This is a genomic window from Xanthomonas sp. GW, from assembly GCF_014236815.1.
Taxonomy (GTDB): domain Bacteria; phylum Pseudomonadota; class Gammaproteobacteria; order Xanthomonadales; family Xanthomonadaceae; genus Xanthomonas_A.
Map to the genome: position 1 here is coordinate 4,144,819 of NZ_CP051189.1, position 25,842 is coordinate 4,170,660.

General features: G+C 68.7%; 21 protein-coding genes. 3 read left to right on the plus strand and 18 right to left on the minus strand.

Translation table 11 applies throughout. The features are described 5' to 3' along the window. The first annotated feature begins 63 nt into the window (after window positions 1-63). A complete protein-coding gene (gene metF, locus HEP73_RS17905) occupies window positions 64-888 on the plus strand; it encodes a methylenetetrahydrofolate reductase [NAD(P)H] (RefSeq protein ID WP_185820969.1) in 825 nt (274 codons plus the stop codon). Between the two features lie 437 nt (window positions 889-1,325). After that, complete coding sequence (locus HEP73_RS17910; RefSeq protein ID WP_185820970.1) at window positions 1,326-1,976, plus strand: DUF4124 domain-containing protein; 651 nt, start codon at window positions 1,326-1,328, stop codon at window positions 1,974-1,976. 186 nt (window positions 1,977-2,162) lie between these two features. Here the strand turns inward: HEP73_RS17910 and HEP73_RS17915 are convergent, their stop codons facing one another. The 4 genes from HEP73_RS17915 to HEP73_RS17930 all read right to left on the minus strand — a co-directional run bounded on the left by HEP73_RS17915 (window position 2,163) and on the right by HEP73_RS17930 (window position 8,068). After that, window positions 2,163-3,125, minus strand: coding sequence for a Nudix family hydrolase (locus HEP73_RS17915; protein WP_185820971.1), 963 nt, complete (start codon window positions 3,123-3,125; stop codon window positions 2,163-2,165). 223 nt (window positions 3,126-3,348) lie between these two features. Continuing rightward, window positions 3,349-3,732 (minus strand): VOC family protein, encoded by a 384-nt coding sequence (locus HEP73_RS17920; RefSeq protein WP_458309628.1) that lies wholly within the window; start codon window positions 3,730-3,732, stop codon window positions 3,349-3,351. A gap of 486 nt (window positions 3,733-4,218) precedes the next feature. Next, window positions 4,219-6,957 carry a preprotein translocase subunit SecA gene (gene secA / locus HEP73_RS17925; RefSeq protein ID WP_185820972.1) on the minus strand — a complete coding sequence of 913 codons (2,739 nt, stop codon included), beginning with the start codon at window positions 6,955-6,957 and terminating at the stop codon, window positions 4,219-4,221. A 163-nt stretch (window positions 6,958-7,120) separates the two neighbouring features. Continuing rightward, window positions 7,121-8,068, minus strand: a complete 948-nt coding sequence (locus tag HEP73_RS17930) for a M23 family metallopeptidase (RefSeq protein ID WP_185823474.1) — start codon at window positions 8,066-8,068, stop codon at window positions 7,121-7,123. A 10-nt stretch (window positions 8,069-8,078) separates the two neighbouring features. Between HEP73_RS17930 and HEP73_RS17935 the strand changes: the two genes are divergently transcribed. Beyond that, entirely contained in the window at window positions 8,079-8,555 is a 477-nt protein-coding gene (locus HEP73_RS17935) for a DUF721 domain-containing protein (protein ID WP_185813901.1), read from the plus strand. Window positions 8,556-8,703: 148 nt separating this feature from the next. Here the strand turns inward: HEP73_RS17935 and lpxC are convergent, their stop codons facing one another. The 14 genes from lpxC to rsmH all read right to left on the minus strand — a co-directional run bounded on the left by lpxC (window position 8,704) and on the right by rsmH (window position 25,842). Further along, the gene (gene lpxC / locus HEP73_RS17940) at window positions 8,704-9,615 is read right to left on the minus strand and encodes a UDP-3-O-acyl-N-acetylglucosamine deacetylase (RefSeq protein ID WP_185813902.1); all 912 of its coding nucleotides are present in this window, start codon (window positions 9,613-9,615) and stop codon (window positions 8,704-8,706) included. Window positions 9,616-9,861: 246 nt separating this feature from the next. Then, window positions 9,862-11,082: a cell division protein FtsZ gene (gene ftsZ / locus HEP73_RS17945; RefSeq protein ID WP_046979230.1), complete on the minus strand. Its 1,221-nt coding sequence runs from the start codon at window positions 11,080-11,082 to the stop codon at window positions 9,862-9,864. Between the two features lie 307 nt (window positions 11,083-11,389). Continuing rightward, entirely contained in the window at window positions 11,390-12,625 is a 1,236-nt protein-coding gene (ftsA, locus tag HEP73_RS17950) for a cell division protein FtsA (protein WP_003465508.1), read from the minus strand. Continuing rightward, a complete protein-coding gene (locus tag HEP73_RS17955) occupies window positions 12,622-13,464 on the minus strand; it encodes a cell division protein FtsQ/DivIB (RefSeq protein WP_185820973.1) in 843 nt (280 codons plus the stop codon). The genes ftsA and HEP73_RS17955 overlap by 4 nt, the downstream gene beginning before the upstream one ends. A 127-nt stretch (window positions 13,465-13,591) precedes the next feature. After that, window positions 13,592-14,551 carry a D-alanine--D-alanine ligase gene (locus tag HEP73_RS17960; protein ID WP_185820974.1) on the minus strand — a complete coding sequence of 320 codons (960 nt, stop codon included), beginning with the start codon at window positions 14,549-14,551 and terminating at the stop codon, window positions 13,592-13,594. Continuing rightward, window positions 14,548-15,984 carry a UDP-N-acetylmuramate--L-alanine ligase gene (gene murC / locus HEP73_RS17965; RefSeq protein ID WP_185820975.1) on the minus strand — a complete coding sequence of 479 codons (1,437 nt, stop codon included), beginning with the start codon at window positions 15,982-15,984 and terminating at the stop codon, window positions 14,548-14,550. Before murC ends, HEP73_RS17960 begins: the two co-directional genes overlap by 4 nt. Then, window positions 15,981-17,252, minus strand: a complete 1,272-nt coding sequence (murG, locus tag HEP73_RS17970) for an undecaprenyldiphospho-muramoylpentapeptide beta-N-acetylglucosaminyltransferase (protein ID WP_185820976.1) — start codon at window positions 17,250-17,252, stop codon at window positions 15,981-15,983. Before murG ends, murC begins: the two co-directional genes overlap by 4 nt. Further along, window positions 17,249-18,571, minus strand: coding sequence for a putative lipid II flippase FtsW (ftsW, locus tag HEP73_RS17975; RefSeq protein WP_185813906.1), 1,323 nt, complete (start codon window positions 18,569-18,571; stop codon window positions 17,249-17,251). The genes murG and ftsW overlap by 4 nt, the downstream gene beginning before the upstream one ends. Next, window positions 18,571-19,656 (minus strand): phospho-N-acetylmuramoyl-pentapeptide-transferase, encoded by a 1,086-nt coding sequence (gene mraY, locus HEP73_RS17980; RefSeq protein WP_185813907.1) that lies wholly within the window; start codon window positions 19,654-19,656, stop codon window positions 18,571-18,573. Before mraY ends, ftsW begins: the two co-directional genes overlap by 1 nt. Continuing rightward, window positions 19,646-21,184, minus strand: a complete 1,539-nt coding sequence (locus HEP73_RS17985; protein ID WP_185820977.1) for a UDP-N-acetylmuramoyl-tripeptide--D-alanyl-D-alanine ligase — start codon at window positions 21,182-21,184, stop codon at window positions 19,646-19,648. The genes mraY and HEP73_RS17985 overlap by 11 nt, the downstream gene beginning before the upstream one ends. Further along, window positions 21,181-22,674, minus strand: coding sequence for a UDP-N-acetylmuramoyl-L-alanyl-D-glutamate--2,6-diaminopimelate ligase (locus HEP73_RS17990; RefSeq protein WP_185820978.1), 1,494 nt, complete (start codon window positions 22,672-22,674; stop codon window positions 21,181-21,183). The genes HEP73_RS17985 and HEP73_RS17990 overlap by 4 nt, the downstream gene beginning before the upstream one ends. Continuing rightward, window positions 22,671-24,536, minus strand: a complete 1,866-nt coding sequence (locus HEP73_RS17995; RefSeq protein WP_185820979.1) for a peptidoglycan D,D-transpeptidase FtsI family protein — start codon at window positions 24,534-24,536, stop codon at window positions 22,671-22,673. Before HEP73_RS17995 ends, HEP73_RS17990 begins: the two co-directional genes overlap by 4 nt. Continuing rightward, window positions 24,533-24,796, minus strand: coding sequence for a cell division protein FtsL (gene ftsL / locus HEP73_RS18000; RefSeq protein WP_185813911.1), 264 nt, complete (start codon window positions 24,794-24,796; stop codon window positions 24,533-24,535). Before ftsL ends, HEP73_RS17995 begins: the two co-directional genes overlap by 4 nt. After that, complete coding sequence (rsmH, locus tag HEP73_RS18005) at window positions 24,793-25,842, minus strand: 16S rRNA (cytosine(1402)-N(4))-methyltransferase RsmH (protein WP_185823475.1); 1,050 nt, start codon at window positions 25,840-25,842, stop codon at window positions 24,793-24,795. Before rsmH ends, ftsL begins: the two co-directional genes overlap by 4 nt.

The window sequence follows — 25,842 nt, forward strand, 5'->3', positions numbered from 1 at the left end:
CCTGATCGCACATCCATCCGGATGAAGAGATATACTCCGACAATCACCTGACGCGCCGCGCCCATGACCGCCATCAGTTTCGAGTTCTACCCGCCCAAGACCGACGAACAGCGTGCGCAGCTGGACCGCACCGCCGCGCGCCTGAAGACCTACGCACCGGAGTACGTGTCGTGCACCTTCGGCGCTGGCGGCTCGACGCTGAGCTACACCTCCGAGACGGTGCGCCACCTGAAGCAGCACCACGGCTTCGAGGCGGCGCCGCACCTGTCCTGCGTCGGCGGCAGCCGCGAAGAGATCCGCGAGCTGCTCAAGCTGTACCGTGCGATCGGCTGCCGGCGCCTGGTCGCGCTGCGCGGCGATCTGCCCTCGGGCATGGGCCATCCCGGCGACCTGCGCTACGCCGCGGACCTGATCGCCTTCATCCGCGCCGAGCACGGCGACGCCTTCCATCTGGAGGTCGGTGCGTATCCGGAGACGCACCCGCAGGCCAGCGACGCACTGAGCGACCTGCGCCACTTCAAGGCCAAGGTCGACGCCGGCGCCGACGGTGCGATCACCCAGTACTTCTACAACGCCGACGCGTATTTCCATTTCGTCGATGCGGTGCGCAAGCTCGGCGTGCATATCCCGATCGTGCCGGGGATCATGCCGATCTCCAATTTCAGCCAGCTGCGGCGTTTCTCCGAGCAATGCGGCGCGGAGATCCCGCGCTGGATCGGCAAGCGCATGCAGGCCCTGGGCGACGATGCCGACGCGATCCGCGAGTTCGGCGCCGACCTGGTCGCGGCGCTGTGCGAACGCCTGCTCGCCGGCGGCGCGCCGTCGCTGCACTTCTACACGCTCAACCTGGCCAAGCCCACCGTCGGCGTGCTGTCGCGCCTGGCCTGAGCGCCCGCACTCGGAGCGCGTGACTGCGGCTTCGAAGGTAGTGGGCGAAGCGGCAGGCATTCCGATGGTGGACAGCGTCGGGACTGAAGTCTCTCCCACAAGAAGCCTTCGCAGCACCTCGCAAAATCCCCTGTAGGAGCGGCTTCAGCCGCGACAAACGGTGTCGGAAGCTTGGCTGGCTTCGGAACCAACGGGTCGGGGCTGAAGCCCCTCCTACAGGAGCCTTAGGCCTGGCCTGGCCGAACCTCCTGTGGGAGCGGCTTCAGTCGCGACGAGCGAAGCCGTCAGGCACACCATGCTCGCGAAGGATCAGGAACGATGCCCTTCTCCCGCAGCAATCGCGCTCATATGCCTCGCTCACGCTGCCACCTGCACCTGCCCCTCACCTTCACCTAGCGCAGCTTCCCACACACCAGGCCTGCGGCTAGGCTGGCGCGATGCGCGCGCCCTCGTCGATCCTCCTGTTGCTCTTCCTGTGCGCCGCACCCGCCGCCGCGCAGAAGGTGAATCGCTGCACCGGTGCCGACGGTGCCACGGTGTTCAGCGATCGCCGTTGCGAGGACCTGGGTGCGATCGACCGTTTGCCGCCGCGCACCGCGCCCAGTGCGGCCAGCGAAGGCGCCAGCGGCCTGTACCGGCCGCAATGCGTGCGCCGGTTGAGCGAACTGGCGCAGCAGATCCGCACCGCGGTGGACGCACGCGACGTCAATCGCCTGTCCACGCTGTATTGGTGGAATGGCGTCTCGGACGAGTCGGCGCGGCGCATCCTCGACCGCCTCGACGCGATCACCCAGCGGCCGTTGGTGGCGATCGTGCCGGTGGTGCCGGACCTGTCGGCGCAGGCGGCCTACCCAACGGCCACGCTCCCGGCGTCCGGCGCCTTGGCCGCTGCCGAGCAACGCACACCCGATGCCACATCCGCGACGCCCCAGACATCGACCAGCACCGCAGCCAGCGAAAACGCCACACCGCCGCGCGCACGCGCGACCGGCTTGCGCCTGGAACAGACCCTCGGCAGCAGTGCGACCCCGACCTCGACCGTGCTGAGCCTGCGCCGCCAGTACAACTGCTTCTGGATCAGTTTCTAGCGCGCTCGACCTGGGTTTCCGCAGCCTGCATGATCCTGTGGGAATTGCCCGAGCTCGACCGAAACGTCATCCGCAGCCGCGCACGAGCTAATGACTGCGATCTGCGCGCACTGCGCCATCAACCTGTTCGCATCGCGCAACAGACCATGATCGACGCACGACACCGTTCGCTGCCTCCCCCCACTGTCAGGCAGCGTCCACATCCACCGGCCACAGCCCACGGATCGCGGCGATCCCCTGACCACCATGGCGGCGCGCTTCGGCCACCTGCGCCGGCAGCAGGCCGCCGATCGGGTACAGCGGCAGCGCCACTTCCTCGCGCAGGCGCTCGAACGCCGCCCATCCCAGTGGCGCGGCACCGGGATGGCTGGCGGTGGCGGCCAGCGGGCCGACCACGGCGAAATCGCAGCCGAGCCGCTGCGCCGCCTGCAGCTCTTCCACGCTGTGGCAGGACGCGGCAACGCATTGCCCCGCCGGCAACGGACGAGCCTCGAACCGCGACAACTGCTCCGCGCCGAGGTGCACGCCGACGTCCAATTCCTGTGCCAGGGCCAGATCGCGATTGACCAGCACCTGCGCGCCGCGCGCCACGCACAGCGCCGCCGCGGCCCGCGCCAGCGGCTGCCAGCTGGCAGCTGGCAGGCTGCGCGCGCGCAACTGCACGCGCTGCACGCCGCCTTGCAGCGCGCGTTCCAGCGACGCCAGCCAGCGCTCGGGATCGACCGGCTCCGGCGTCACCAGATAGCGATCGGGCTGGCGCAGCATCGCCACCACCGGCTGGTCGGCCGGCGGCATCGCGTAGCGGCCCAGCTTGTCCGGCGTCACCCAGGTCAGCGCCTGGCCCTCGCGGCCGCGCGCGGTGCCCTTCCACGACAGCACCTGGCGCATCTCCAGGCGCAGCCTTTTGTCCGGATAGCGCTGCGGCACTTCCATCAGCTGTGCGCCGACCGCCGCCTCGATGCCCAGCTCCTCCTGCAGCTCGCGCACCAGGGCCTGCTCGGAGGTCTCGCCCGGCTCGCGCTTGCCGCCGGGGAACTCCCACAGGCCGGCGAGATCGCGCCCTTCGGTACGCCGGGCCAGCAAGATACGGCCGCGGGCATCGGTGATGACCCCGGCGACGACATGGATGGATCTGAGCGGTTCGGACATGGCGCAAGCTTGCCGTCTTCGGCGGTGCCAACGCAATGAATCCGGTTCACATCGTCGGCGATCCGCGTAGCGCGGCAGCGATCCGCACGCATTCGGCCGACGTACGGCGAGGCGACGGCCTGGACGACGCGGCAACAACGACGAAACCGACCGCATGCGGCCATGCACATGGACAATCCGCGGACGGTGGCGCCGGCGGTACCGAAACAGCCCGGTCCCTCCCTCACCCAGGAAGGTCGTGCCCGATCCGCCACAGCACTCCACCCGGATCGTGCAGGGTGAAGTCGCGCATGCCCCACGGCCGATCCTCCGGCACGCCGATGCGCGCACCGTAGCGGCCGGCCAGATCGGCGGCATCGAGCCGCCGCCACCAGGCATCGGCATCCTCCACCCACAGGTGCAGCATCAGGTTGTGCGCCAGCGCCTGCTCGTAGAAATCCTGCAGCAGGAACGCACAGCGCTCGCCATGGCGAAAACAGACGAGTCCGTCGCCAAGCGGCTCCGCCACGAAGCCCACCTCGCGATAGAACTCCACGGACTGCGCGAAGTCGCGCGCCGGCACGAACACCTTCAACTCAAGACTGGCGGAACGCTCCACGGCATGCATCCAATGGCAATAGCGACAGCGAGCACCCTACCCGCAGAACACGCGACACGCCACACCGGCAAGCACGCTCCCAAGCCTCCCCAAAACCAAAACGCCCCGCGCAAGGCGGGGCTATAGATACAAGGGCTTGACCAATCACCGCACCGTCTGGAGCAAAGCCTAGCCCCTCTCCCGTCGGGAGAGGGGTTGGGGTGAGGGTACGGCGCGAAGCGTCTCGCGGAGTTGGGGGCGCACGAGGCTTCGCCCGTACCCTCATCCGGCCCTGCGGGCCACCTTCTCCCGGCGGGAGAAGGAACAGCCGCTTAGCCCCTCTCCCCCCGGGAGAGGGGTTGGGGTGAGGGTACGGCGCGAAGCGTCTCGCGGAGTTGGGGGGTGCGCCGACAGGTGCGAAGTTTTGGAGAGTGATGCGCCGGACTCCACATTTTGCGAAGCAAAACGTAGCGCTGTTGCGCGAATGCGCAACAGCGCTCACGACAGCGCTCCCTCTTAACTCAACTGCCCATGGCAATGCTTGTACTTCTTGCCGCTGCCGCACGGGCACGGATCGTTGCGGCCGACCTTGGGCGCCTCGCGGGTGACCTGCGCCACCTGCTGCGGGTTGTCGCCCAGCGCCATCTGCTCGACTTCCTCGTCGGCGCTGTAGCCGCCGGCGTCCTGATGCTGGAACTGCGCCTGGCGCAGCTGCGCCTCCATCTGCTGGCGTTCCTGCGCTTCCAGCGCCGCCACCTCTTCCTCGCTGCGAATGCGCACGCGCGCCAGCAGGGTCACCACTTCGCGCTTGGCGTGCTCAAGCATCTCCGAGAACAGTTCGAAGGCTTCCTTCTTGTATTCCTGCTTCGGCTGCTTCTGCGCATAGCCGCGCAGGTGGATGCCCTGGCGCAGGTAGTCCATGCGCGCCAGGTGCTCCTTCCAGCTCTGGTCGAGCACGGTCAGCATCACGTGCTTTTCCAGCGCGCGCATGGTCTCGCCGCCGACCGCCGATTCCTTCTCCTGGAAATGGCGATCGACTTCCTCGCGCACCTTCTCGGCGATGCCGGCCGCATCCAGTTCCTCGTGGCGCTTGACTAGGTCGGTCAGCGACAGCGGCAGGCCCAGGTCGCTGGACAGGGTCGCTTCCAGCCCGGCCAGGTCCCACTGCTCGTCGATCGAGTTCGGCGGCACGAATCGCGCCACCAGGTCGTAGATCACGTCGTCGCGGATGCCGTCGACGTTGTCCTTGACCGACTCGGCATCGAGCAGCTCGTCGCGCTGCGCGTAGATCACCTTGCGCTGGTCGTTGTTGACGTCGTCGAAGTCGAGCAGGTTCTTGCGGATGTCGAAGTTGTGCGCTTCGACCTTGCGCTGCGCCTTTTCGATCTGGCGGCTGACCATGCGGTCCTCGATGACGTCGTCTTCCTTCATGCCCATCATCCGCATCGCCTTCTGCACCCAGTCGGAGGCGAAGATGCGCATCAGGTTGTCTTCCAGCGACAGGTAGAAGCGCGAGGAACCCGGATCGCCCTGGCGGCCGGAACGGCCGCGCAGCTGGTTGTCGATACGCCGCGATTCGTGGCGCTCGGTGCCGATGATGTGCAGGCCGCCGGCGGCCTTGACCGCGTCGTGGCGCTCCTGCCAGGCGGCCTTCAGGCGCGCGCGTTCGTCGTCGCTCAGGTCGTCGCCCAGCGCGTGCAGCTCCGCTTCCAGCGAGCCGCCGAGCACGATGTCGGTACCGCGGCCGGCCATGTTGGTGGCGATGGTCACCGCGCCCGGCTGGCCGGCGTTGGCGACGATCTGCGCCTCGCGCTCGTGCTGCTTGGCGTTGAGCACCTCGTGCGTGACCCCGGCCTTGCGCAGGTGCTCGGAGAGCATCTCCGAGGTCTCGATCGAGGTGGTGCCGACCAGCACCGGCTGACCGCGCTTGGCGCAATCCTCGATGTCGGCGAGCACCGCGTTGAACTTGCCCTGGCGGTTGAGGAACACCTGGTCCGGCCAGTCCTTGCGGATGGTCGGGCGGTTGGTCGGGATCACCACTACTTCCAGGTTGTAGATGCTCTGGAATTCGTAGGCTTCGGTATCGGCCGTACCGGTCATGCCGGACAGCTTCTTGTACATGCGGAACAGGTTCTGGAAGGTGATGCTGGCCAGCGTCTGGTTCTCGCGCTGCACCGGCACGCCTTCCTTCGCTTCCACTGCCTGGTGCAGGCCGTCGGACCAGCGCCGGCCCGGCAGCGTGCGGCCGGTGAACTCGTCGACGATGACCACTTCGCCGTCGCGCACGATGTAGTCCACGTCGCGCTGGTAGATCGCGTGCGCGCGCAGCGCGGCGTTGAGGTGATGCACCACGCTGAGGTTCTGCGCGCCGTACAGGCGGTCCTCGTCGTTGGTCAGGATCCCGGCCGCGCGCAGCAGCTCTTCGGCGTGCTCCATGCCCGCCTCGGACAGATGCACCTGCTTGCCCTTCTCGTCGACCCAGAAGTCGCCCTCGCCTTCCTCGGACTCCTGCTTGGTCAGCTGCGGCACGATGCGGTTGACGCGGATGTACAGCTCCGGCGAATCGTCGGCCGGGCCGGAGATGATCAGCGGGGTGCGCGCCTCGTCGATCAGGATCGAGTCCACCTCGTCGACGATGGCGTAGTTCAGGCCGCGCTGATAGCGGTCGGCCTTGGACAGCGCCATGTTGTCGCGCAGGTAGTCGAAGCCGAATTCGTTGTTGGTGCCGTAGGTGATGTCGGCGGCGTAGGCGGCGTGCTTGTCGCTGTGCGGCATGCCCGGATAGACCACACCCACGCTCAGCCCCAGCCAGTTGTACAGCTTGCCCATCTGCGCGGCGTCGCGGCGCGCCAGGTAGTCGTTGACGGTGACCACGTGCACGCCCTTGTCTTCCAGCGCGTTGAGGTACACCGGCAGCGTCGCCACCAGGGTCTTGCCTTCGCCGGTGCGCATTTCCGCGATCTTGCCCAGGTGCAGGACCATGCCGCCAATCAGCTGCACGTCGTAGTGGCGCATGCCGAGCACGCGGCGGCTGGCCTCGCGGCACACCGCGAAGGCTTCCGGCAGCACCTTGTCCAGGCTCTCGCCGCCGGCGATGCGCCCGCGCAGTTCCGGGGTCTTGGCCTGCAGCTGCGCGTCGGAGAGCTGCTCCATCTCCGGTTCCAGCGCATTGACCTTGGCGACGATACGGTGGAGCTGACGCAGCTGGCGTTCGTTGCGACTACCGAAAACGCGAGTAAGCAGACTGTTGATCATTGAAGGAACCGGTTGGAAAGGAACGCCCGTACGGCCCAATCCCCCAGGGAATCGGCGGGCCGCAAACGAAACAGGGCGCGAGGCGCCCTGTCGTGGCAAAGCGTATTGTAGCTTGGGGCGGGCTCCGGCGATTCAAGCGCCGGCACGCCGCCCCAGGCCCGACTCAGCCGCGGCCGCGGCGGCCCACCGGGGTGGCGCCGTCGCCGAGGAACTTGGCCGGATTCATCACCACGCCGTCCTTCCAGACCTCGAAGTGCACGTGCGCGCCGGTGGAACGGCCGGTGGAGCCGGCCTTGGCCACTTCCTGGCCGACCCGCACCAGATCGCCGACCTTCACCGACAGGCGCGAATTGTGCGCGTAGCGAGTGACATAACCATTGCCGTGATCGACCTCGACCACATTGCCGTAGCCGCCGCGCACGCCCGAGTAGCTGACCACGCCATCGGCCACGGCCAGCACCGGGTCGCCGACGTTGGCGTGGAAGTCGATGCCCTTGTGGTTGCCGGCGCCACCGCCGAACGGATCGGCGCGGCCGCCGAAACCGGAGGTGATGTAGCTGTTGCGGATCGGCATCCGCGACGGCACCGCGTTCTGGTCGAGCTGGTGGTCGAACAGCAGCGATTCGAGCACCGACAGCTGCTGGCCGGAGGTGGCGAACTGCTGCTGCAGCCCGTCCAGCTCCTTGTTCAGCTGCGGCGCCGGCATGTCCTGGCTGACCTCGTCGTCGCCGCCACCGACGCCGACCGGCTGGTCGAAGTCGAATTCGCCGTCCTGCAGCTTGCCCATGCGGGTCAGGCGTTCGCCCAGCGCGTTCAGGCGCGTGGCCTGCGCCTGCAGTTCGCCCAGCCGCGCGGCCAGCGCGTTGACCTGGGTCTGCGCGTCGCGGCGCACCTGCGCCAGCTCCGCGTCCTGCCGCTGCACCTTGGCCCGCAGCTGCGCCGAACCGACGAAGCCGGTCGCGGCGCTGACGCCGATGCCGAGTACCATGCCCACCGCCAACACCGTGCCCAGCACGGCCAGGGGACGCCGGTCTGCGAACTCGCGCAGACGCCACGGCAGGTCCTTTATCCCCTTTTCACGCGAATTGATTACGATCTTCTTAAACGCCATATGAGTTTTCATGTCTAAGCGAAAGTCCGGCGAGGGCCATACCACCGCGCCGATGCCGGCGTTGGACGCCGCATTGGCGGACAAGGTGGGCGACCCGTTGCGGCGTGCCTTGTGGCTCGACGCGCTGGACCGACAGTTGCGCCCCCATCTGCCGCCGAATCTGGCCTCCCGTTGCCGGTTGGCCAATGTGAACGGCGAACAGCTCGTTTTTCTCGTTGACTCTCCGGTCTGGCACGCCCGGGTAAGGCTCGCCGAGGCCGATATCCTCGCTGCGGCCCGGTCCCTCGGGCTGAAGGCCACCAGGGTGACCGTCAAGACTGCGACTGCATCCGCGCATTCCCCAATGCAACAGGCAAGAAGCAGGCCAGCACCGGTTTCCGCTGCGACGCACAAGGGTTTGCGCGACGCGCTGGCGTCCTTGCAGGACGTCGATTCCACGACGCCTGAAGCAACGACGGCCTCCGGCCGACGCGGTCTGCGTACGTAGACACGCACGACACGACCCGACGCATCCTAGCGGGCGCCGACGTCGAGGTCGTTATCGATTCGTTAAATAGAAGTTAAGAAGGGCCGAAGACGCGACGGATCGCCCATTCCGTGATCCCTGACCGGCCCCGGCCGCGGGCTGGAAAACTTTAGGCGTAAGCCACGGCCCCGTAGGCCACCGGTGCCGGCACGGCCTTGGAATCGAAGCTCACCCACTCCCACGCGGCCTGCTCGGCGAGCAGCGCGCGCACCAGCTTGTTGTTCAGCGCATGGCCGGATTTGTAGCCTTCGTAGGCGCCGAGGATGGCGCCGCCGGCCAGGTACAGGTCGCCGATCGCATCGAGGATCTTGTGCCGCACGAACTCGTCGGCATAGCGCAGGCCATCGTCGTTGAGCACGCGGAACTCGTCGAGCACGATGGCGTTGTCCATCGATCCGCCCAGCCCTAGGTTGCGCTCGCGCATGTACTCCAGATCGCGCATGAAGCCGAAGGTGCGCGCGCGGGAGATTTCCTTGATGTAGGCCATGGTCGAGAACTCGATTTCCTGGCGCGACTGCTTGGCCGGGATCATCGGGTGGTCGAACTGGATGGTGAAGCCCAGCTTGTAGCCGTCGTACGGCTCGAAGCGGGCGATCTTGTCGCCGTCGCGCACTTCCACCGGACGCTTGATGCGGATGAAGCGCTTGGGCTTGCCCTGCTCGACGATGCCTGCCGACTGCAGCAGGAACACGAACGGGCCGGAGGAACCGTCCATGATCGGCAATTCGGCCGAGGACAGCTCGACGATGGCGTTGTCCACGCCGAGGCCGGCCATCGCCGACATCAGGTGTTCCACCGTCTGGATCTTGGCGTCGCCACGGCTCAGCCCGGTGCACAGCGTGGTCTCGGTGACCAATTGGGCATCGGCCGGCACTTCCACTGCCGGTTCCAGATCGACGCGCCGAAACACGATGCCGTGATCAGCCGGCGCAGGACGCAGGGTCATGTAAACCTTGTCGCCGCTATGCAGGCCTACGCCAGTGGCGCGGATCGTGTTCTTGAGGGTGCGTTGCTGGGTCATGGGAGACAGTCTGGGAACGTCAGCTCACACGGGAACTGAACGGAATTGAGAATATCACGCGTTTAGCCAAATTTTAACAATGCGGTCACAGCGTCCTATTTGCGCAACGCTGGCAGAGGCCGGCGTCGCGGTCGCAAAAACCTGCCGGGTCGAGACGACCCGGCAGCAAAGGACACGGCGCGCCGAACGGGCGGACACTCCCGCTCGGCGGTGTTGCGGCCGGCGCAGGGCCGGCCTGACGAAACCTCAGTCGGCCTGGCGGCGCAAGAACGCCGGGATGTCCAGGTAATCGTTCGGCAGATCGGCCGCCGCCGGTGCCGGTGCGGACGCGCCCATCGCATCGCTGCTCGGACGCCGCAGGCCCAGGCCCATCGCGCCGCCGACGGCCTTGGACACGGCGTCGCCGCCATGCTCGAAGTCGCCGAATTCCGGCTGGCCGGTGGTGGCGTTGCGCACCAGCTTGATCGGCGCGCGCTGCTCCGGACGCTGGGTCTGGCGCGACACGGCACGGTTCAGGCCGGTGGCGACCACGGTCACGCGGACCTCGTCCTGCATGTCCGGGTCGAGCACGGTGCCGACCACGACGGTCGCGTCTTCCGAGGCGAAGCCTTCGATGGTGCGGCCGATCTCGTCGAACTCGGCCATGGTGAAGTCCGGACCGGCGGTGATGTTGACCAGGATGCCGTTGGCGCCGGCCAGGTTGACGTCGTCCAGCAGCGGGTTCTGGATCGCCGCTTCGGCCGCGGCCTGCGCGCGGTCGTCGCCGCGGGCCGAGCCGGTACCCATCATCGCGAGGCCCATTTCCGACATCACGGTGCGCACGTCGGCGAAGTCGACGTTGATCAGGCCCGGACGCACGATCAGGTCGGCGATGCCCTGCACGGCGCCCTGCAGCACGTCGTTGGCGGCACGGAACGCCTGGATCATGGTGGCGTTGCGGCCGAGCACGGTGATCAGCTTTTCGTTGGGGATGGTGATCAGCGAGTCGCAATGCTGGCTCAGTTCCTCGATGCCCTTCAGCGCGACCTGCATGCGCCGGCGGCCTTCGAACGGGAACGGCTTGGTGACCACGGCGACGGTCAGGATGCCCATCTCCTTGGCCAGCTGCGCGACCACGGGTGCGGCGCCGGTGCCGGTGCCGCCACCCATGCCAGCGGTGATGAACACCATGTCCGCGCCCTGCAGCGCGTCCATGATGCGTTCGCGATCTTCCAGCGCTGCTTGACGACCAACCTCCGGATTCGCGCCGGCGCCCAGGCCCTTGGTGACGTTGGTGCCGAGCTGCAGCTGCAGCTTGGCGCCGCAGTTCTTGATCGCCTGCGAGTCGGTGTTGGCGGTGATGAACTCCACGCCGTCCACGCTGCTGCTGACCATGTGCGCGACCGCGTTGCCGCCGCCGCCGCCCACGCCGACCACCTTGATTACCGCGTTGGGTGCCATCTTTTCAATCAGTTCGAAATGCGCCATGTCCGTGTCCTCTTTGAGCCGGGATTCGGGATTAGGGAGTGGGGATTCGGAACAGCTCCGATCCTCGTTCCCGCCTCTCCGTCCGGCGAGTGTTGTTGTTTGGAAGCCGGGATTCGGGATTCGGGAATGGGGATTCGCAAAAGCACGATCGCCCAACCCGTTGCCCGCTCCGCGGCGGAATCACTACAAAAAAAACCTGTCGCCTACCTCTCTCCGCTCTCCGCTTTCTTGCTCTTGCTCTTGCTGTTGCTGTTGCTGTTGCTGTTGCCCTTACGAATCCCAAATCCCCAATCCCAAATCCCGGCCCTCAAAACTCACCGCGATACCAATTCTTCAATTTCTTGAACAGGCTGCCGGCGCGCCCGGTGGGCAGCGACGGACGCCGGGGGTGTTCGATCTGGCTGCCCATCAGCAGCAGGCCCACGCCGGTGGCGTGCACCGGGTTGCCGACCACTTCGCCCAGGCCGGTGACGTGCTGCGGGATGCCCACGCGGACCGGCATCTGCACCATTTCCTCGGCCAGTTCGACCACGCCTTCCATCTTCGAGGCGCCGCCGGTCAGCACCATGCCGGCGCGCACCAGTTCCTCGAAGCCGGAGCGGCGCAGTTCGGCCTGCACCATCTCGAAGATCTCCTCGTAGCGGCCCTGCACCGCCTGCGCCAGCGAATGGCGCGGCATGCGCCGCGGCGGACGGTCGCCGACGCTCGGCACCTGGATGCTTTCCTCGGCGGTGGCCAGCTGCGCCAGCGCGCAGGCGTAGCGCACCTTGATCTGCTCGGCTTCCGGGGTGGGCGTGCGCAGCATGTGCGCGATGTCGTTGGTGACGTGGTCGCCGGCGATCGGCAGCGAGGCGGTGTGGCAGATCGCGCCCTGCACGAACACCGCCAGGTCGGTGGTGCCGGCGCCCATGTCCACCAGCACCACGCCCAGTTCGCGCTCGTCGGCGGTCAGCACTGCCACCGAGGACGCCAGCGAGGACAGGATCAGGTCGTCCACCTGCAGGCCGCAGCGCTGCACGCACTTGCTGATGTTGGCCGCGGCCGACTGCGCGCACACCACCAGGTGCGCGTGCACCTCCAGGCGCACGCCGGTCATGCCGACCGGGTTGCGGATGCCTTCCTGCGAATCGTCGAGCACGTACTCGCGCGGGATCGCATGCAGGATGCGCTGGTCGGCCGGGATCGCCACCGCCTTGGCCGCTTCCAGCACCCGGTCCAGATCGTTCCAGGTGACCTCGCCGTCGCGGATCGGCACGATGCCCGGCGAGTTCTTGCACTGCACGTGGTTGCCGGAGATCGACGCGTACACCGAACGGATTTCGCAGCCGGCCATCAGCTCCGCTTCCTCGACCGCACGCTGGATCGACTGCACGGTGGATTCGATGTCCACCACCACGCCGCGCTTGAGCCCGCGCGATTCGTGCGAACCGATGCCGATCACCTCGATCGGATTGCCGGGCGAATACTCGCCGACCAGCGCGACGACCTTGGAGGTGCCGATGTCCAGTCCAACGATGAGGGATTTGTCGCCTTTGCGGTTCATGTCTTGGAGCCGGGAATAGAGAATGGGGAATTGGGAATGGGGAAGAGCGGGCTCATGCGCGGGGATGGAGGGTCGGCCAGTGCCGCATGGCGCGCGGGTTGGGTCGGAGCCGTGGGCTTTTTCTCCATTCCCGGTTCCCGGTTCACGATTCCCCGCTCCACGGTGAATCCATTGGTGTAGCGCAGGTCGGCGCGTGCGATCGGCGCCTGTTCCGGCGTGGCCAGTTGCGGCAGTACGCGGGCGAAGCGCGCCAGGCGGGCGCGGGCGTCGTCGCGGCCGACCACGACCTGCACGCCGTTGCCCAGTTGCAGCGACCAGCTGCCGCGCGCGTCCATCGCCACGCCATCGACCTGCAACCCGGCCGGCGCGAACAGCGCGCGCGATTCGTTGTACAGCGCGACCACGTCCTGCGCCTTGGCGTCCGGGCCGGCCAGCTGCGGCAACGCCATGCCGCGCAATTCGCTCGGCAAGGCGAAGATGCGACCCTGCTCGGACAGCATGCGATCGCTGCCCCAGCGCGCGAACGGACGGTGCTCGGTGACGCGCACTTCCAGCACGTCCGGCCAGCGCTTGCGCACCCGCGCGCTTTCCACCCACGGCAGCCGCTCGATCGCGTCCTGCGCGTCCTGCAGGCGGACCGCGAAGAAACCGCGGCGCGCATACGGCAGCACTACCTGGCGCAACTGCTCGGCCGGCACGCGCTTGAAATCGCCGCTGACCTGCAACCGGCTCAGCGGCCAGCGCTCGGCGCCGACCCAGCCGTTGAGCACCGCCACCACCGGCAACGCGACCAATGCCAGCGCCAGCAGCCAGGCCAGGATGCGCAGGAGGGCGGTCATGCGGCACTCCGTGCCGTGGGATTCGGGATTCGGAATTCGGGATTCGCGCAAGACACGCACGCGAGCGCAACGGCAGCGCGACGCTGCCGCTGTGCGAATCCCGAATCCCGAATCCCGAATCCCGGCTTCACAGCGTCTGCTCCAGCACGCGCCACACCAGTTCTTCGAAACCGATGCCGGCCTGGCGTGCGGCCTTGGGCACCAGCGAGTGGCTGGTCATGCCCGGCGCGGTGTTGGCTTCCAGCAGGGCGAAATCGCCGCTGGTGCCGTCGCGCATCACGTCCACGCGGCCCCAGCCGCGGCAGCCGGCGGCGCGGAATGCGGCCAGCGCCAGTTCGCCCAGGGCGCGCTCGTCGGCGCCGTCCAGGCCGGGGCACAGGTACTGGGTGTCCTCGGCCACGTACTTGGCGTGGTAGTCGTACCACTGGCCCTTGGGCACGATGCGGATCGACGGCAGCGCGGTGTCGCCGAGGATGGCCACGGTCAACTCGTCGCCGACGATCATCTGCTCCATCAGCAGCTCGCCGTCGTAGCGCGCGGCAAGGGCCACCGCCTCGTCCAGCTGCGCCGGTTCGAACACGCGGGTCACGCCGACGCTGGAACCTTCGTTGGCCGGCTTGACGATCACCGGCAGGCCCAGTTGCGCGGCCGCGGCGCGGATCGCGTCCGCTTGCGCGGTCGCCGCCAGGCGCACGTAGCGCGGCGTCGGCAGGCCCAGCGACAGCCACACCTGCTTGGTCCGCACCTTGTCCATGCTCAGCGCAGAGCCGAGCACCGGCGAGCCGGTGTAGGGCACGCCGAACGCGTCCATCAGGCCCTGCACGATGCCGTCTTCGCCGCCGCCGTTGTGGCCGTGCAGCACGTTGAACACGCGATCGAAGCGCTTGTCGACCAATGCCTGCGCCAACGCAGGAATGCCGTCCACCGCGACCGCATCGACGCCGCGTGTGCGCAGCGCCTCGAGCACGTTGCGGCCCGAATCCAGCGACACCTCGCGCTCGCTGGAGGTGCCGCCGAGCAGCACCGCGACGCGGCCGAACACGGCCGGGTCGGTGTGGCGCGGCGGCGCGAAGGTCGACGCGCTCATGCTTTCACCGCCGCGACGAAACCGTCTTGCGCGATGTGCTGGGCGACGTAGCCGATGTCGCCGGCGCCCATCATCAACAGCAGGTCGCCGTCCTGCAGCACGTCCGGCAGCACTTCGCTCAGTTCGGCGACCTGCCCGACCACCACTGGCTCGCTGCGCCCGCGCGCACGGATCGCACGCGCCAGCGAGCGCGCGTCGGCGCCGGGGATCGGCGCTTCGCCGGCCGGGTAGACCTCGCTGAGCACCAGTGCGTCCACTTCCGACAGCACCGCGGCGAACGCATCGAACTGGTCGCGGGTACGGCTGTAGCGGTGCGGCTGGAACGCGACCACCAGGCGCTTGTCCGGCCAGCCGCCGCGCGCGGCGGCGAACACCGCAGCCAGTTCGCGCGGATGGTGGCCGTAGTCGTCGACCAGGCGCACGCATGCGCCGGCGGCGGTGGTCACTTCGCCCAGGTCGTTGAAGCGGCGGCCGATGCCGGCGAAGCTCTGCAGCGCGCTGGCGATCGCCGCCGGCGCCACGCCCAGCTGCCAGCCGATGGCGGCCGCGGCCAGCGCGTTGAGCACGTTGTGCCGGCCCGGCAAGGCCAGCGTCACCGGCGTGCTGCTGCCTTCCGGCAGGCGCAGGGTGAAGCGCATGCGCGGGCCGTCCTGGACCACGTCCTCGGCGCGCACGTCGGCGTTCTCGCTGAAGCCGTAGCTCATCACGTGGCGCGGGGTCTTGGCGGCCAGCGCGGCCACTTCCGGATCGTCGATGCACAGCACGGCCAGGCCGTAGAACGGCAGGCGCTGCAGGAATTCGGCGAACGCGGCCTGCACCCGGGCGAAATCGTTGCCGTAGTTTTCCAGGTGATCGGCGTCGATGTTGGTGATCACCGAGATCAACGGATTCAGGCGCAGGAAGCTGCCGTCGCTCTCGTCGGCCTCGGCCACCAGCCACTGGCCGCCGCCGAGCTTGGCGTTGGCGCCGGCGGCAAGCAGCTGCCCGCCGATCACGAAGGTCGGGTCCAGCCCGCCTTCGCTGAGCACCGCCGCGGCCAGGCTGGTGGTGGTGGTCTTGCCGTGCGTGCCGGCCACCGCGATACCGCGGCGGAAGCGCATCAGCTCGGCCAGCATCGCCGCGCGCGGCATGATCGGGATGCGCTGGCTGCGCGCTTCCATCAATTCAGGGTTGTCGTCGCGGATCGCGCTGGACACCACCACGCAGTCGGTGCCGAGCACGTTGGCCGCCGAATGCCCGCGCATCACCCGCGCGCCGAGCGTGACCAGGCGCCGCGTCGCCGCGTTGTCGGCGTTGTCCGACCCGGACACTTCGTAGCCCAGGGTCAGCATGACCTCGGCGATGCCGCTCATGCCGGTGCCGCCGATGCCGACGAAGTGCACGCGCGGAAACGCGCGGACCAGATCGCCGGTGTCGTGGAGGCGGCGGATCACAGGGCACCTCCGGCGGAGGTGCCGGGATTGGGGATTGGGGATTGGGGATTGGTGGCGTCGCCGGTGGCCTGTTGCCGCGGCGCCTCGCCCTGTACGGATGTCTGCATGGTGTCCTGCTTGTGCTCCTGCTCTTTACGAATCCCCAATCCCGAATCCCGACTCCCGGCCTCTTCCAGAATGATGTCGGCGATCCGCTCGGCTGCATCCGGCTTGGCCAGGCTGCGCGCGGCGTCGGCCATGGACAGGCGGCGTGCGGGGTTGCCGAGCAGGTCGCGCAGCACGCCCTGCAGGTTGGTCGCCAGGGCGTCGTCCTGCTTCAGCAGCACGGCGGCGCCGCGTTCGACCAGGTATTCGGCGTTGCGGGTCTGGTGGTCGTCGACCGCGGCGGCGAACGGCACCAGCACGCTGCCGATGCCGACCGCGCACAGTTCGGCCAGGGTCGAGGCGCCGGCGCGGCACACGATCAGGTCGGCCCAGGCGTAGGCGGCGGCCATGTCGCCGATGAAGGCTTCGACGCTGGCGGCGACGCCGGCGTCGGCATAGGCCTGGGCCGCTTCGTCGCGCAATTTCTCGCCGCACTGGTGGCGCACTTCGACCTGCGCACCGAGCGCGGCCAGCGCGCGCGGCAGCGCCTGGTTCAGCGCACGCGCGCCCTGGCTGCCGCCGAGCACCAGCAGGCGCACCGCGCCGTCGCGCGCGGCGAAACGCTGCGCCGGCGGCGCCAGCGCGGCGATCTCGGCGCGCACCGGATTGCCTACCGCTTCCTCGCGCGCGGCGAAGCTGCCCGGGAACCCGGTCAGCACGCGACGCGCGACGCGCGACAGCACCTTGTTGGTCAGGCCCGGCGCGCGGTTCTGTTCGTGCACCAGCAGCGGCAGTTTCATCAGGCGCGCGGCGATGCCGCCCGGGCCGGCAGCGAAGCCGCCGAAGCTGACCACCGCGCGCGGCATGCGCCGGCGCAACACGAAACCGGCGGCGCGGATCGCGCGCATGACCCGCACCGGCGCGCCGAACAGCGCCAGCGCGCCCTTGCCGCGCAGCCCGCCGATCTCGATGGTGTCGATCTCGATGCCGTGCTGTGGCACCAGTTGCGTTTCCATGCGCCCGGCCGCGCCCAGCCACACCACCGGCACGCCGCGCGCGCGCAGCACCTTGGCCACCGCCAGCGCCGGGAAGATGTGCCCGCCGGTGCCGCCGGCGAGGATCATCACCGGGCGCGACGCAGCGTCGGTCACGACGGTGCTGGTCATCGGCACGGACACACTCATCCCAGCCTCCCGAAGGTCGGCTCGACCCGCGGCTGCATGCGGCTGGTACCGCGCGCCGGGGTGCCGGCCTGGATCGCCGCGGCCACCGCGCTGGCACTGGCCTCGCGTGCGGCCTGCAGGTCCTCAGCGCTGTCCACTGTTTGCCTAACCGGCGGCGCCGCATCGCTGCGCACCTTCGCCACCTGGCGCTCGGCGCGATCGAGTTCGTAGGACACGCGCAGCAGCAGGCCCATCGCCACGCAGGTCATCAGTACGCTGGAACCGCCGGCGGAGATCAGCGGCAGGGTCAGGCCCTTGGTCGGCAGGATGCCCAGATTCACGCCGACCGAGACGAAGCTCTGCAGGCTGATCCACAGGCCGATGCCGAAGGCGATGTAGCCGGAGAAGTGACGCTTCATTTCCACGCAGCGCATGCCCAGCCAGAACGCGCGCCCGACCAGCAGCGCGTACAGCGCGATGATCAGGCACACGCCGGTGAAGCCCAGTTCCTCGGCGATCACCGAGAAGATGAAATCGGTGTGCGCTTCGGGCAGGTAGTTGAGCTTCTGCACCGAGCCGCCCAGGCCGACCCCGAACAGTTCGCCGCGGCCCACCGCCATCAGCGCGTTGGACAGCTGATAGCCGGAGCCGAGCTGATCGGCCCACGGGTCCAGGAACGAGGTGATGCGGCGCAGGCGGTACGGTTCCAGGATCGCGATGAAGGCGAACACCGGCAGACCGATCACGATCGGCATCGACATGCGCGGCAGGTTGACCCCGCCCAGCACCAGCATGCCGGCGGTGATCGCCAGCAGCAGCGTGGAGGAACCGAAGTCCGGCTGCATCAGCAACAGGCCGACCAGCGCCACCGCCACGCCCAGCGGCTTGAGCATCGCCGGCCAGGTCGCGTTAACCTCGTCGCGGAAGCGCACCAGGTAGCTGGACAGCCACACGATGTACAGCACCTTCACCGCTTCCACGGTCTGGAACTTGGAGATGCCCAGGTTGATCCAGCGCCGCGCGCCGTTGACGCTGCTGCCCAGTCCGGGCACGAACACCACGATCAGCAGGCCGAAGCAGGCCAGCAGCAACAGCTGGTTGTACTGCTCGATGTTCTTCAGCTCGGTGCGCATCGTCCAGATCGCCAGGCCGATGCCACCGGCCAGGAACAACAGGTGCCGGGTCAGGTAGTAGAACGGGCTGACGGTCAGCTCGATCGAGCTGGAACCGACCATCACCACGCCCAGCGACGCCAGCGCCACCACGGCGCCGAGCAGCCACGGGTCGTAGCGGCCGCCGATGGCCTCGAGTCGGGTTGCCTGGCGTGCGGCATCGTTCATCAGCGCACCTTCAACGTGGCCAGGCCGACCAGCACCAGCACCACCGAGATGATCCAGAAGCGCACGATCACCCGCGGCTCGGGCCAGCCCTTCAGCTCGAAGTGGTGGTGGATCGGCGCCATGCGGAACACGCGCTTGCCGGTGAGCTTGAACGAGGCGACCTGGATCATCACCGACAGCGTCTCGACCACGAACACGCCGCCCATGATCACCAGCACCAGTTCCTGGCGCACGATCACCGCGATGGTGCCGAGCACCGCGCCCAGCGCCAGCGCGCCGATGTCGCCCATGAACACCATCGCCGGGTACGTGTTGAACCACAGGAAGCCCAGGCCCGCGCCGGCGATCGCCGCGCAGATGATGATCAGCTCGCCGGCACCGGGGATCGAGGGAATCTTCAGATAGGCGGAGAACACCGCGTTGCCCGAGGCGTAGGCGAACACGCCCAGCGCGCAGGCCACCAGCACGGTCGGCATGATCGCCAGCCCGTCCAGGCCGTCGGTCAGGTTGACCGCGTTGGAGAAGCCGACGATCCAGAAGTAGGCGATGGCGACGAAGCTGATCCCGGCCAGCGGCAGCGCGATCGACTTGAACATCGGGATGTAGAAGGTGATCGCGGCCGGCACGTCGGCGGTGTAGTACAGGAACAGGCCGGCAGCCAGGCCGAAGATCGACTGCAGCAGGTACTTCCAGCGCGACTTCAGCCCGTTCGGGTCGCGGCGCACGATCTTGATCCAGTCGTCGTACCAGCCGATCACGCCGAACGCCAGCATCACCGCCAGCACCAGCCACACGTAGCGGTTGCGCAGGTCGCCCCACAGCAGCACCGACAGCAGCACGGTCAGCAGGATCATCGAGCCGCCCATGGTCGGCGTGCCGGCCTTGGAGAAATGGCTCTGCGGGCCGTCCTGACGAATCGGCTGGCCGCCCTTGAACTGCGCCAGCTTGCGGATCACCGCCGGACCCAGCCACAGCGACAGGAACAGCGAGGTCAGCGCCGCGAGGATGCCGCGGAAGGTGAGGTAGCCGAACAGCCCGAACAGGCTCTCCAGCTGCTGCAGCCAGCGGGACAGTTCAAGCAGCATGCGGCGCCTCCTCTCCCTGCGCCAGCAGCGCGCTCACGATCTTGTCCATGGCGCTGCCGCGCGAACCTTTGACCAGGAGGGTGGGAGGAGCCGGGAGTCGGGAATCGGAAATCGGGAATCGGGGCGGCACAACGCCGTCTGCCACCGCGCCGGTGTTCTCATCCATCAGCTCTGTTTCCTGCTCTTGATCTTGCTCTTCACGAATCCCCAATCCCAAATCCCGACTCCCGGCCGCACGCAGATCCGCATGCAGCGCGGCGATCAACGCCGCATGGCTGTCGAACACGCGGCCGTTCTCGCCGAAGGCCTGTGCGGCGACGGCGCTGAGCGGGCCCAGCGCGTACAGCCGGGTCAGGCCGGCGTCGCGGGCGCGGCGGCCGCCGCTGGCGTGCAGCGCCTCGGCGCCGTCGCCGAGTTCGCGCATGTCGCCCAGCACCAGCCAACGCTCGCCGCCGGCCGCGGCCAGCGCGTCGATCGCCGCGGCCAGCGAACCCGGGTTGGCGTTGTAGCTGTCGTCGATCAGCACCGCGCCGCCGGGCAGCGTGTGCGCGATCTGTCGGCCCGGCACCGGCTGCACCTGCGCCAGGCCCGCGGCGATCAGCGCCGGCGCGATATCCAGCGCCAGCGCCAGCGAGGCGGCGGCCAGTGCGTTCATCAGGTTGTGCCGGCCCGGCAACGGCAGCGTGGTCTCGATCTCGCCCTGTGGAGTGACCAGCACGAACTGCGAGCGGTCCGCGCGCATGCTCAGCTGCGTGGCGCTGACCTCGGCGCTGGCCTGCAGGCCGAAGCGCAGCACGCGCGGGGCCAGCGGCGCCGGCAGGCGCTGTTCGAACCACAGCCCGAACGCGTCGTCGGCATTGACCACCGCGGTGCCGTCGGCGCTCAGTGCGGCGTAGATCGCACCCTTGGTCTCGGCGACGCCGAGCAGGCTGCCCATCCGCTCCAGATGCGCCGGCGCGATGTTGTTCACCAGCGCCGCATCGGGGGCGACGATGTCGGTCAGGTAGGCGATGTCGCCCGGCTTGCCGGCGCCCATCTCGTAGATCGCGTAGTCGGCCGCGTCCGGCGCTTCGATCACCGCCAGCGGCAGGCCGATCTCGTTGTTGCGGTTGCCGGGATTGGCGTAGACGCTGCCGCCGTTCACGCGGCAGGCATGCTGCAGGATCGCCAGCAGCAGCGCCTTGACGCTGGTCTTGCCGTTGCTGCCGGTGATCGCGGCCACCCGCGTGGCGCGGCCGCGCTGCATGCCGGCGGCGATCCGCGCCAATGCCAGCTGGGTGTCGGCGACCAGGATCTGCGGCAATTCGATTTGCGGCTGCAACAGCTCCACCAGCAATGCGCTGGCGCCGCGCGCGGCGGCATCGGCGACGAAGTCGTGACCGTCGAAACGTTCGCCGCGCAGCGCCACGTACAGGCTGCCCGGCGCCAGCGTGCGGGTGTCGTGGGCGATCGCATCGATCGCCACGTCGTCGCCGTGCAGCTCGGCGCCGGCCCAGTGCGCGATCATCGACAGCGGCAGGCGCTTCATCGGGCGTGCTCCACGGTCGGTGCGGCGCGCGCCTGCAGCGCCTGCGCGGCGACCTCGGTGTCGTCGAACGGATGCTGGATGCCGGCGATGTCCTGGTACGGCTCGTGGCCCTTGCCGGCGATCAGCACGATGTCGTCGGGACCGGCTTCGGCCACGGCCAGGGCGATGGCCTGCGCGCGGTCGCGCTGCACGCGCACCGCCTGCAGGTCGGTGAACCCGGCCAGGATGTCGGCGACGATGCGATCGCCGTCCTCGCCGCGCGGATTGTCGTCGGTGACGATCACCGCATCGGCCAGGCGCTGCGCGATCACCGCCATCTGCGGACGCTTGCCGGTGTCGCGCTCGCCGCCGCAACCGAACACGCACAGCAGGCGGCCGTGGACGTGGCCGCGCAGGCTGTCCAGCGCCTGCTCCAGCGCGTCCGGGGTGTGCGCGTAGTCGATCACCAGCAGTGGCTGCGCGTCGCTGCCGCCGAGGCGGTTCATGCGTCCGCGGATCGGCTGCAGCTGCGACAGCGTCGCGGCGATACGCGCCGGCGCCACGTCCAGCGCGTACAGCGCGCCGGCCACGGCCAGCAGGTTGTCCACGTTGAAGCGGCCGAGCAGCGGCGACTGCACCGAATGGCGCGCACCGTCGATCAGCAAGTCGAAACCGATGCCGCGCGCGTCCAGGCGCAGCGCCTCGGCGCGCAGCGTGGCGCCGGCCTGGCCGCGCGAGCTGACGCCGATGCGGCGCAGCGCCGGGTCCAGCGTCGCCAGCAGCTCGCGGCCGAACGCGTCGTCGAGATTGACCACCGCGGCCTTCAGACCAGGCGTAGCGAACAGCCGCGCCTTGGCCGCGCCGTAGCCGGCCATGTCGCCGTGGTAGTCCAGATGGTCGCGGGTGAGATTGGTGAACACCGCCACGTCGAAGTGCACCGCATCCACGCGGCCCTGGTCCAACGCGTGCGAGCTCACTTCCATCGCCACCGCCTGCGCGCCGGCGTCGCGCAGCTGCGCCAGCAGCGCGTGCGTCTGCAACACCAGCGGCGTGGTGAAACCGGTCGGCACCACGTCGCCGTACAGGCCGACGCCGAGCGTGCCGATGCTGCCGCTGCGCGTGCCCAGGCACTGCCAGGCCTGCGCCAGCAACTGCACGGTGGAGGTCTTGCCGTTGGTGCCGGTGACCCCGACCATGGTCATCGTCTGCGACGGATGGCCGTGGAACTGGTCGGCCATCGCGCCCATGCGCGCACGCAGGCCCGGCACCGCGATCGCGTCGGCCGGGGCCGGCAATTCGGCCGGCGCCGGCGGTTCGAACAGGATCGCCGCGGCGCCATTGGCCTGCGCCTGCGCGACGAAGCCCAGCCCGTGCGCGCCGAACCCGGCGATCGCCACGAACGCATCGCCGGCGCGCACCGCGCGGCTGTCCATGACCAGCCCGGACACCTGCACGTCGCGCGCCAGCGCCACGTCCGGCAGCAGCTTCGACAGCGGCAGCGCGCGGCTCACTGATGCGTCTCCTGCAACGGCACCGGCTGCGCGGCCGGCGGCGGCGCGATGGCGCGCGCGGTCGGCAGCGCGGCTTCGACCTCGGCGGCGGCGTCGGGCACCACGGCCGGGTCCGGCTCCACCGGCACCGGCGGCGGCGCATGGCCGCTCTTGCCGGCGGCCTGCGCCGCCAGCCACGCCTGGATGTCGTCCGGCGGCACGTCCATCAGCCGCAGCGCGCCTTCCATCACGTTGTGGAACACCGGCGCCGAGACCAGGCCGCCGTAGTACTTGGCGCCCTGCGGATCGTTGATCACGATGACCGTGGCGAAGCGCGGATTGCTCGCCGGCACCAGGCCGGCGAACAGCGCGTTGTAGTGGCCGCGGATATAGCCGCCGGGACCGTTCAGGCGCGCGGTGCCGGTCTTGCCGGCGACGTGGTAGCCGAGGATCGCCGCGCCCTTGGCGCCGCCCTGGGTCACCACGGTTTCCATCATCGATACCACTTCCTTGGCGATCGCCGGGCTCAGCACTTCCTTGGTGTCCTCGTGCTGGCCCTTGATGAAGGTCGGCGTGACCAGCTTGCCGCCGTTGCCGAGCGCGCAGTACGCGCGCGCGATCTGCAGCGGCGTCACCGACAGGCCATAGCCGTAGGACATGGTGGTCTTGGACGACCCGCTCCAGCGGCCCGGCGACGGCAGCACGCCGGCCGATTCGCCGGGGAAGCCGCTGTGCGGGGCGCTGCCGTAGCCGTAGCTGTGGATCTGGTCGTAGAAGGTCTGGTCCGGCAGCTTGGCCGCGATCTTGGCCGCGCCGATATTGGAGCTGCGGGTGATCACGCCGGTCACGGTCAGCACGCCGTTGTTGCGCGGCACGTCCTTGATGGTGAAGCGGCCGATCGCCATGTAGCCCGGGTTGGTGTCGATCAGCGTGTCCTTGGTCACCACCCCGGCCTTGAGCGCGGTGGAGATGGTCAACGGCTTCATCGTCGAACCCGGCTCGACCAGGTCGGTGACCGCGCGGTTGCGGCGCGCATCGGAATTGACCCCGGTGACCGAGTTCGGGTTGTAGGTCGGCAGGTTGACCATGGCCATGATCTCGCCGGTGGCCACGTCCATCACCACGATCGAGCCGCCGGCGGCATTGTTTTCCACCAGCGCGTTGCGCAGCTCCTTGTACGCAAGGAACTGGATGCGGCGATCGATGCTGAGGGTCAGGTCCTTGCCCGGCTCGGCCGGCTTGACCAGGTCGATACTCTCCACGATCGCGCCCTTGCGGTCGCGGATCACGCGCTTGGAGCCGGGCTTGCCGCGCAGCCATTCGTCGTACGCCAGCTCCAGCCCTTCCTGGCCGCGGTCGTCGATGTTGGTGAAGCCGAGCACGTGCGCCATCGCTTCGCCCTGCGGGTAGAAGCGGCGGAACTCGCGCTGCGAGAACACGCCCGGGATGCCCAGCGCGACCACCGCATGCGCCTTGTCCGGATTGATCCGGCGCTTGAGGTACATGAACTCCTTGTCCGACTTCTGCGACAGCTTGGCGGCCAGTTCGTCGCTCGGCAGTTCCAGCGCCTGCGCCAGCTGCGGGATGCGGTCGGGATTGCGCAGCAGTTCCTGCGGATTGACCCAGATCGATTCCACCGGCGTGGACACCGCCAGCGGCTCGCCGTTGCGATCGGTGATCATGCCGCGCGAAGTCGCGATCGGCAGCTCGCGCAGGTAGCGCGCCTCGCCCTGGCGCTGGTAGAAATCGCTGTTGATGATCTGCACGTAGGCGGCGCGGCCGATCAGGGTGACCGAGCACAGGCTCAGCGCCGCACCGACCAGCACCAGCCGACCACGGAGATTGAAGTTGCTGCGCGGGCGGTTGCGGCCGGTCTTGCTCATGGCCGCACCACCACGATGTCGCCGGTTTCCGGAAACTTCATGCCCAGCCGCTCGCGCGCGACCTGGTCGACGCGATTGCTTTCGGCCCAGGTCGCCTGCTCCAGCTGCAACCGGCCGAATTCGATGTTCAGCTCGTCGCGGTTGTGCTCCAGCCGCGACAGCTCGACGAACAGCTGGCGATGGCGATGGCGCATGTACACCACCCCGATCGCCGAAGAGATGGTGCAGGCGAGCAGGACGATGAGCAGCAGCCGGCTCATTGGGCGTCTCCTGCCGGAGACGCCGGGATTGGGGATTCGGAATTGGGGATTGGGCGAGCGCTCTTCTCCAATCCCGAATCCCCAATCCCGAATCCCAGCTTCTCAGCCACCCGCAGCACCGCGCTGCGCGCACGCGGGTTGCCGGCCAGTTCGTCGGCATCGGCCTTGATCGCGCCGCCATGCAGTTGCAGGGTCGGCACGAACGGCTGCGCTTCGGGCAGGCGGCGGTTGCTCGGCGGGGCCTTGGCGTGGCGGTTCATGAATTGCTTGACGATGCGGTCTTCCAGCGAGTGGAAGCTGATCACCGCCAGGCGTCCGCCCGGCTTGAGCCTGGCCAGCGCCGCGTCCAGCCCGGCTTCGAGGTCGGCCAGCTCGCGGTTGATGTGGATGCGGATCGCCTGGAAGCTGCGCGTGGCCGGATGGGTCTTGCTGTCGCCGCGCGGCATCACGCTGTCGATCAGCTCGGCCAGCTGCGCGGTGCGGGTCAGCGGCTGCTCGGCGCGGCGCGCCACGATCGCGCGGGCGATGCGCCGGCTCTGGCGTTCGTCGCCATAGGTCCACAGCACGTCGGCGATGGCGCGCTCGTCGGCGCGCGCCAGCCACTGCGCGGCGCTTTCGCCGGCGTCCGGGTCCATGCGCATGTCCAGGGGGCCGTCCTTGCCGAACGAGAAGCCGCGCGCGGCCACGTCCAGCTGCGGCGAGGACACCCCCAGGTCGAACAACACCCCGTCCAGGTCGGCGGCGGCGTCCCATTGCCCGAGTTCAGCGAAGCTGCCGCGGCGGATGCGCACGCGCGCATCGCCACCGAACGCAAGTTCGGCTTCGGCGATCGCTTCGGGATCCTTGTCCATCAACAGCAGCCGGCCTCCTGGGCCGAGTTTGTGCAGCACCCCGCGCGCGTGTCCGCCACGCCCGAACGTGCCATCCAGATAGATTCCGTCTTCGATCACCTGCAGCCCGTCCATGACCTGCGCGAACAACACCGGCACATGCGCCGCCGGCGGTTGCGACACCGGAAGGTGACCGGCCTGCGCCTGTCCGCGCAT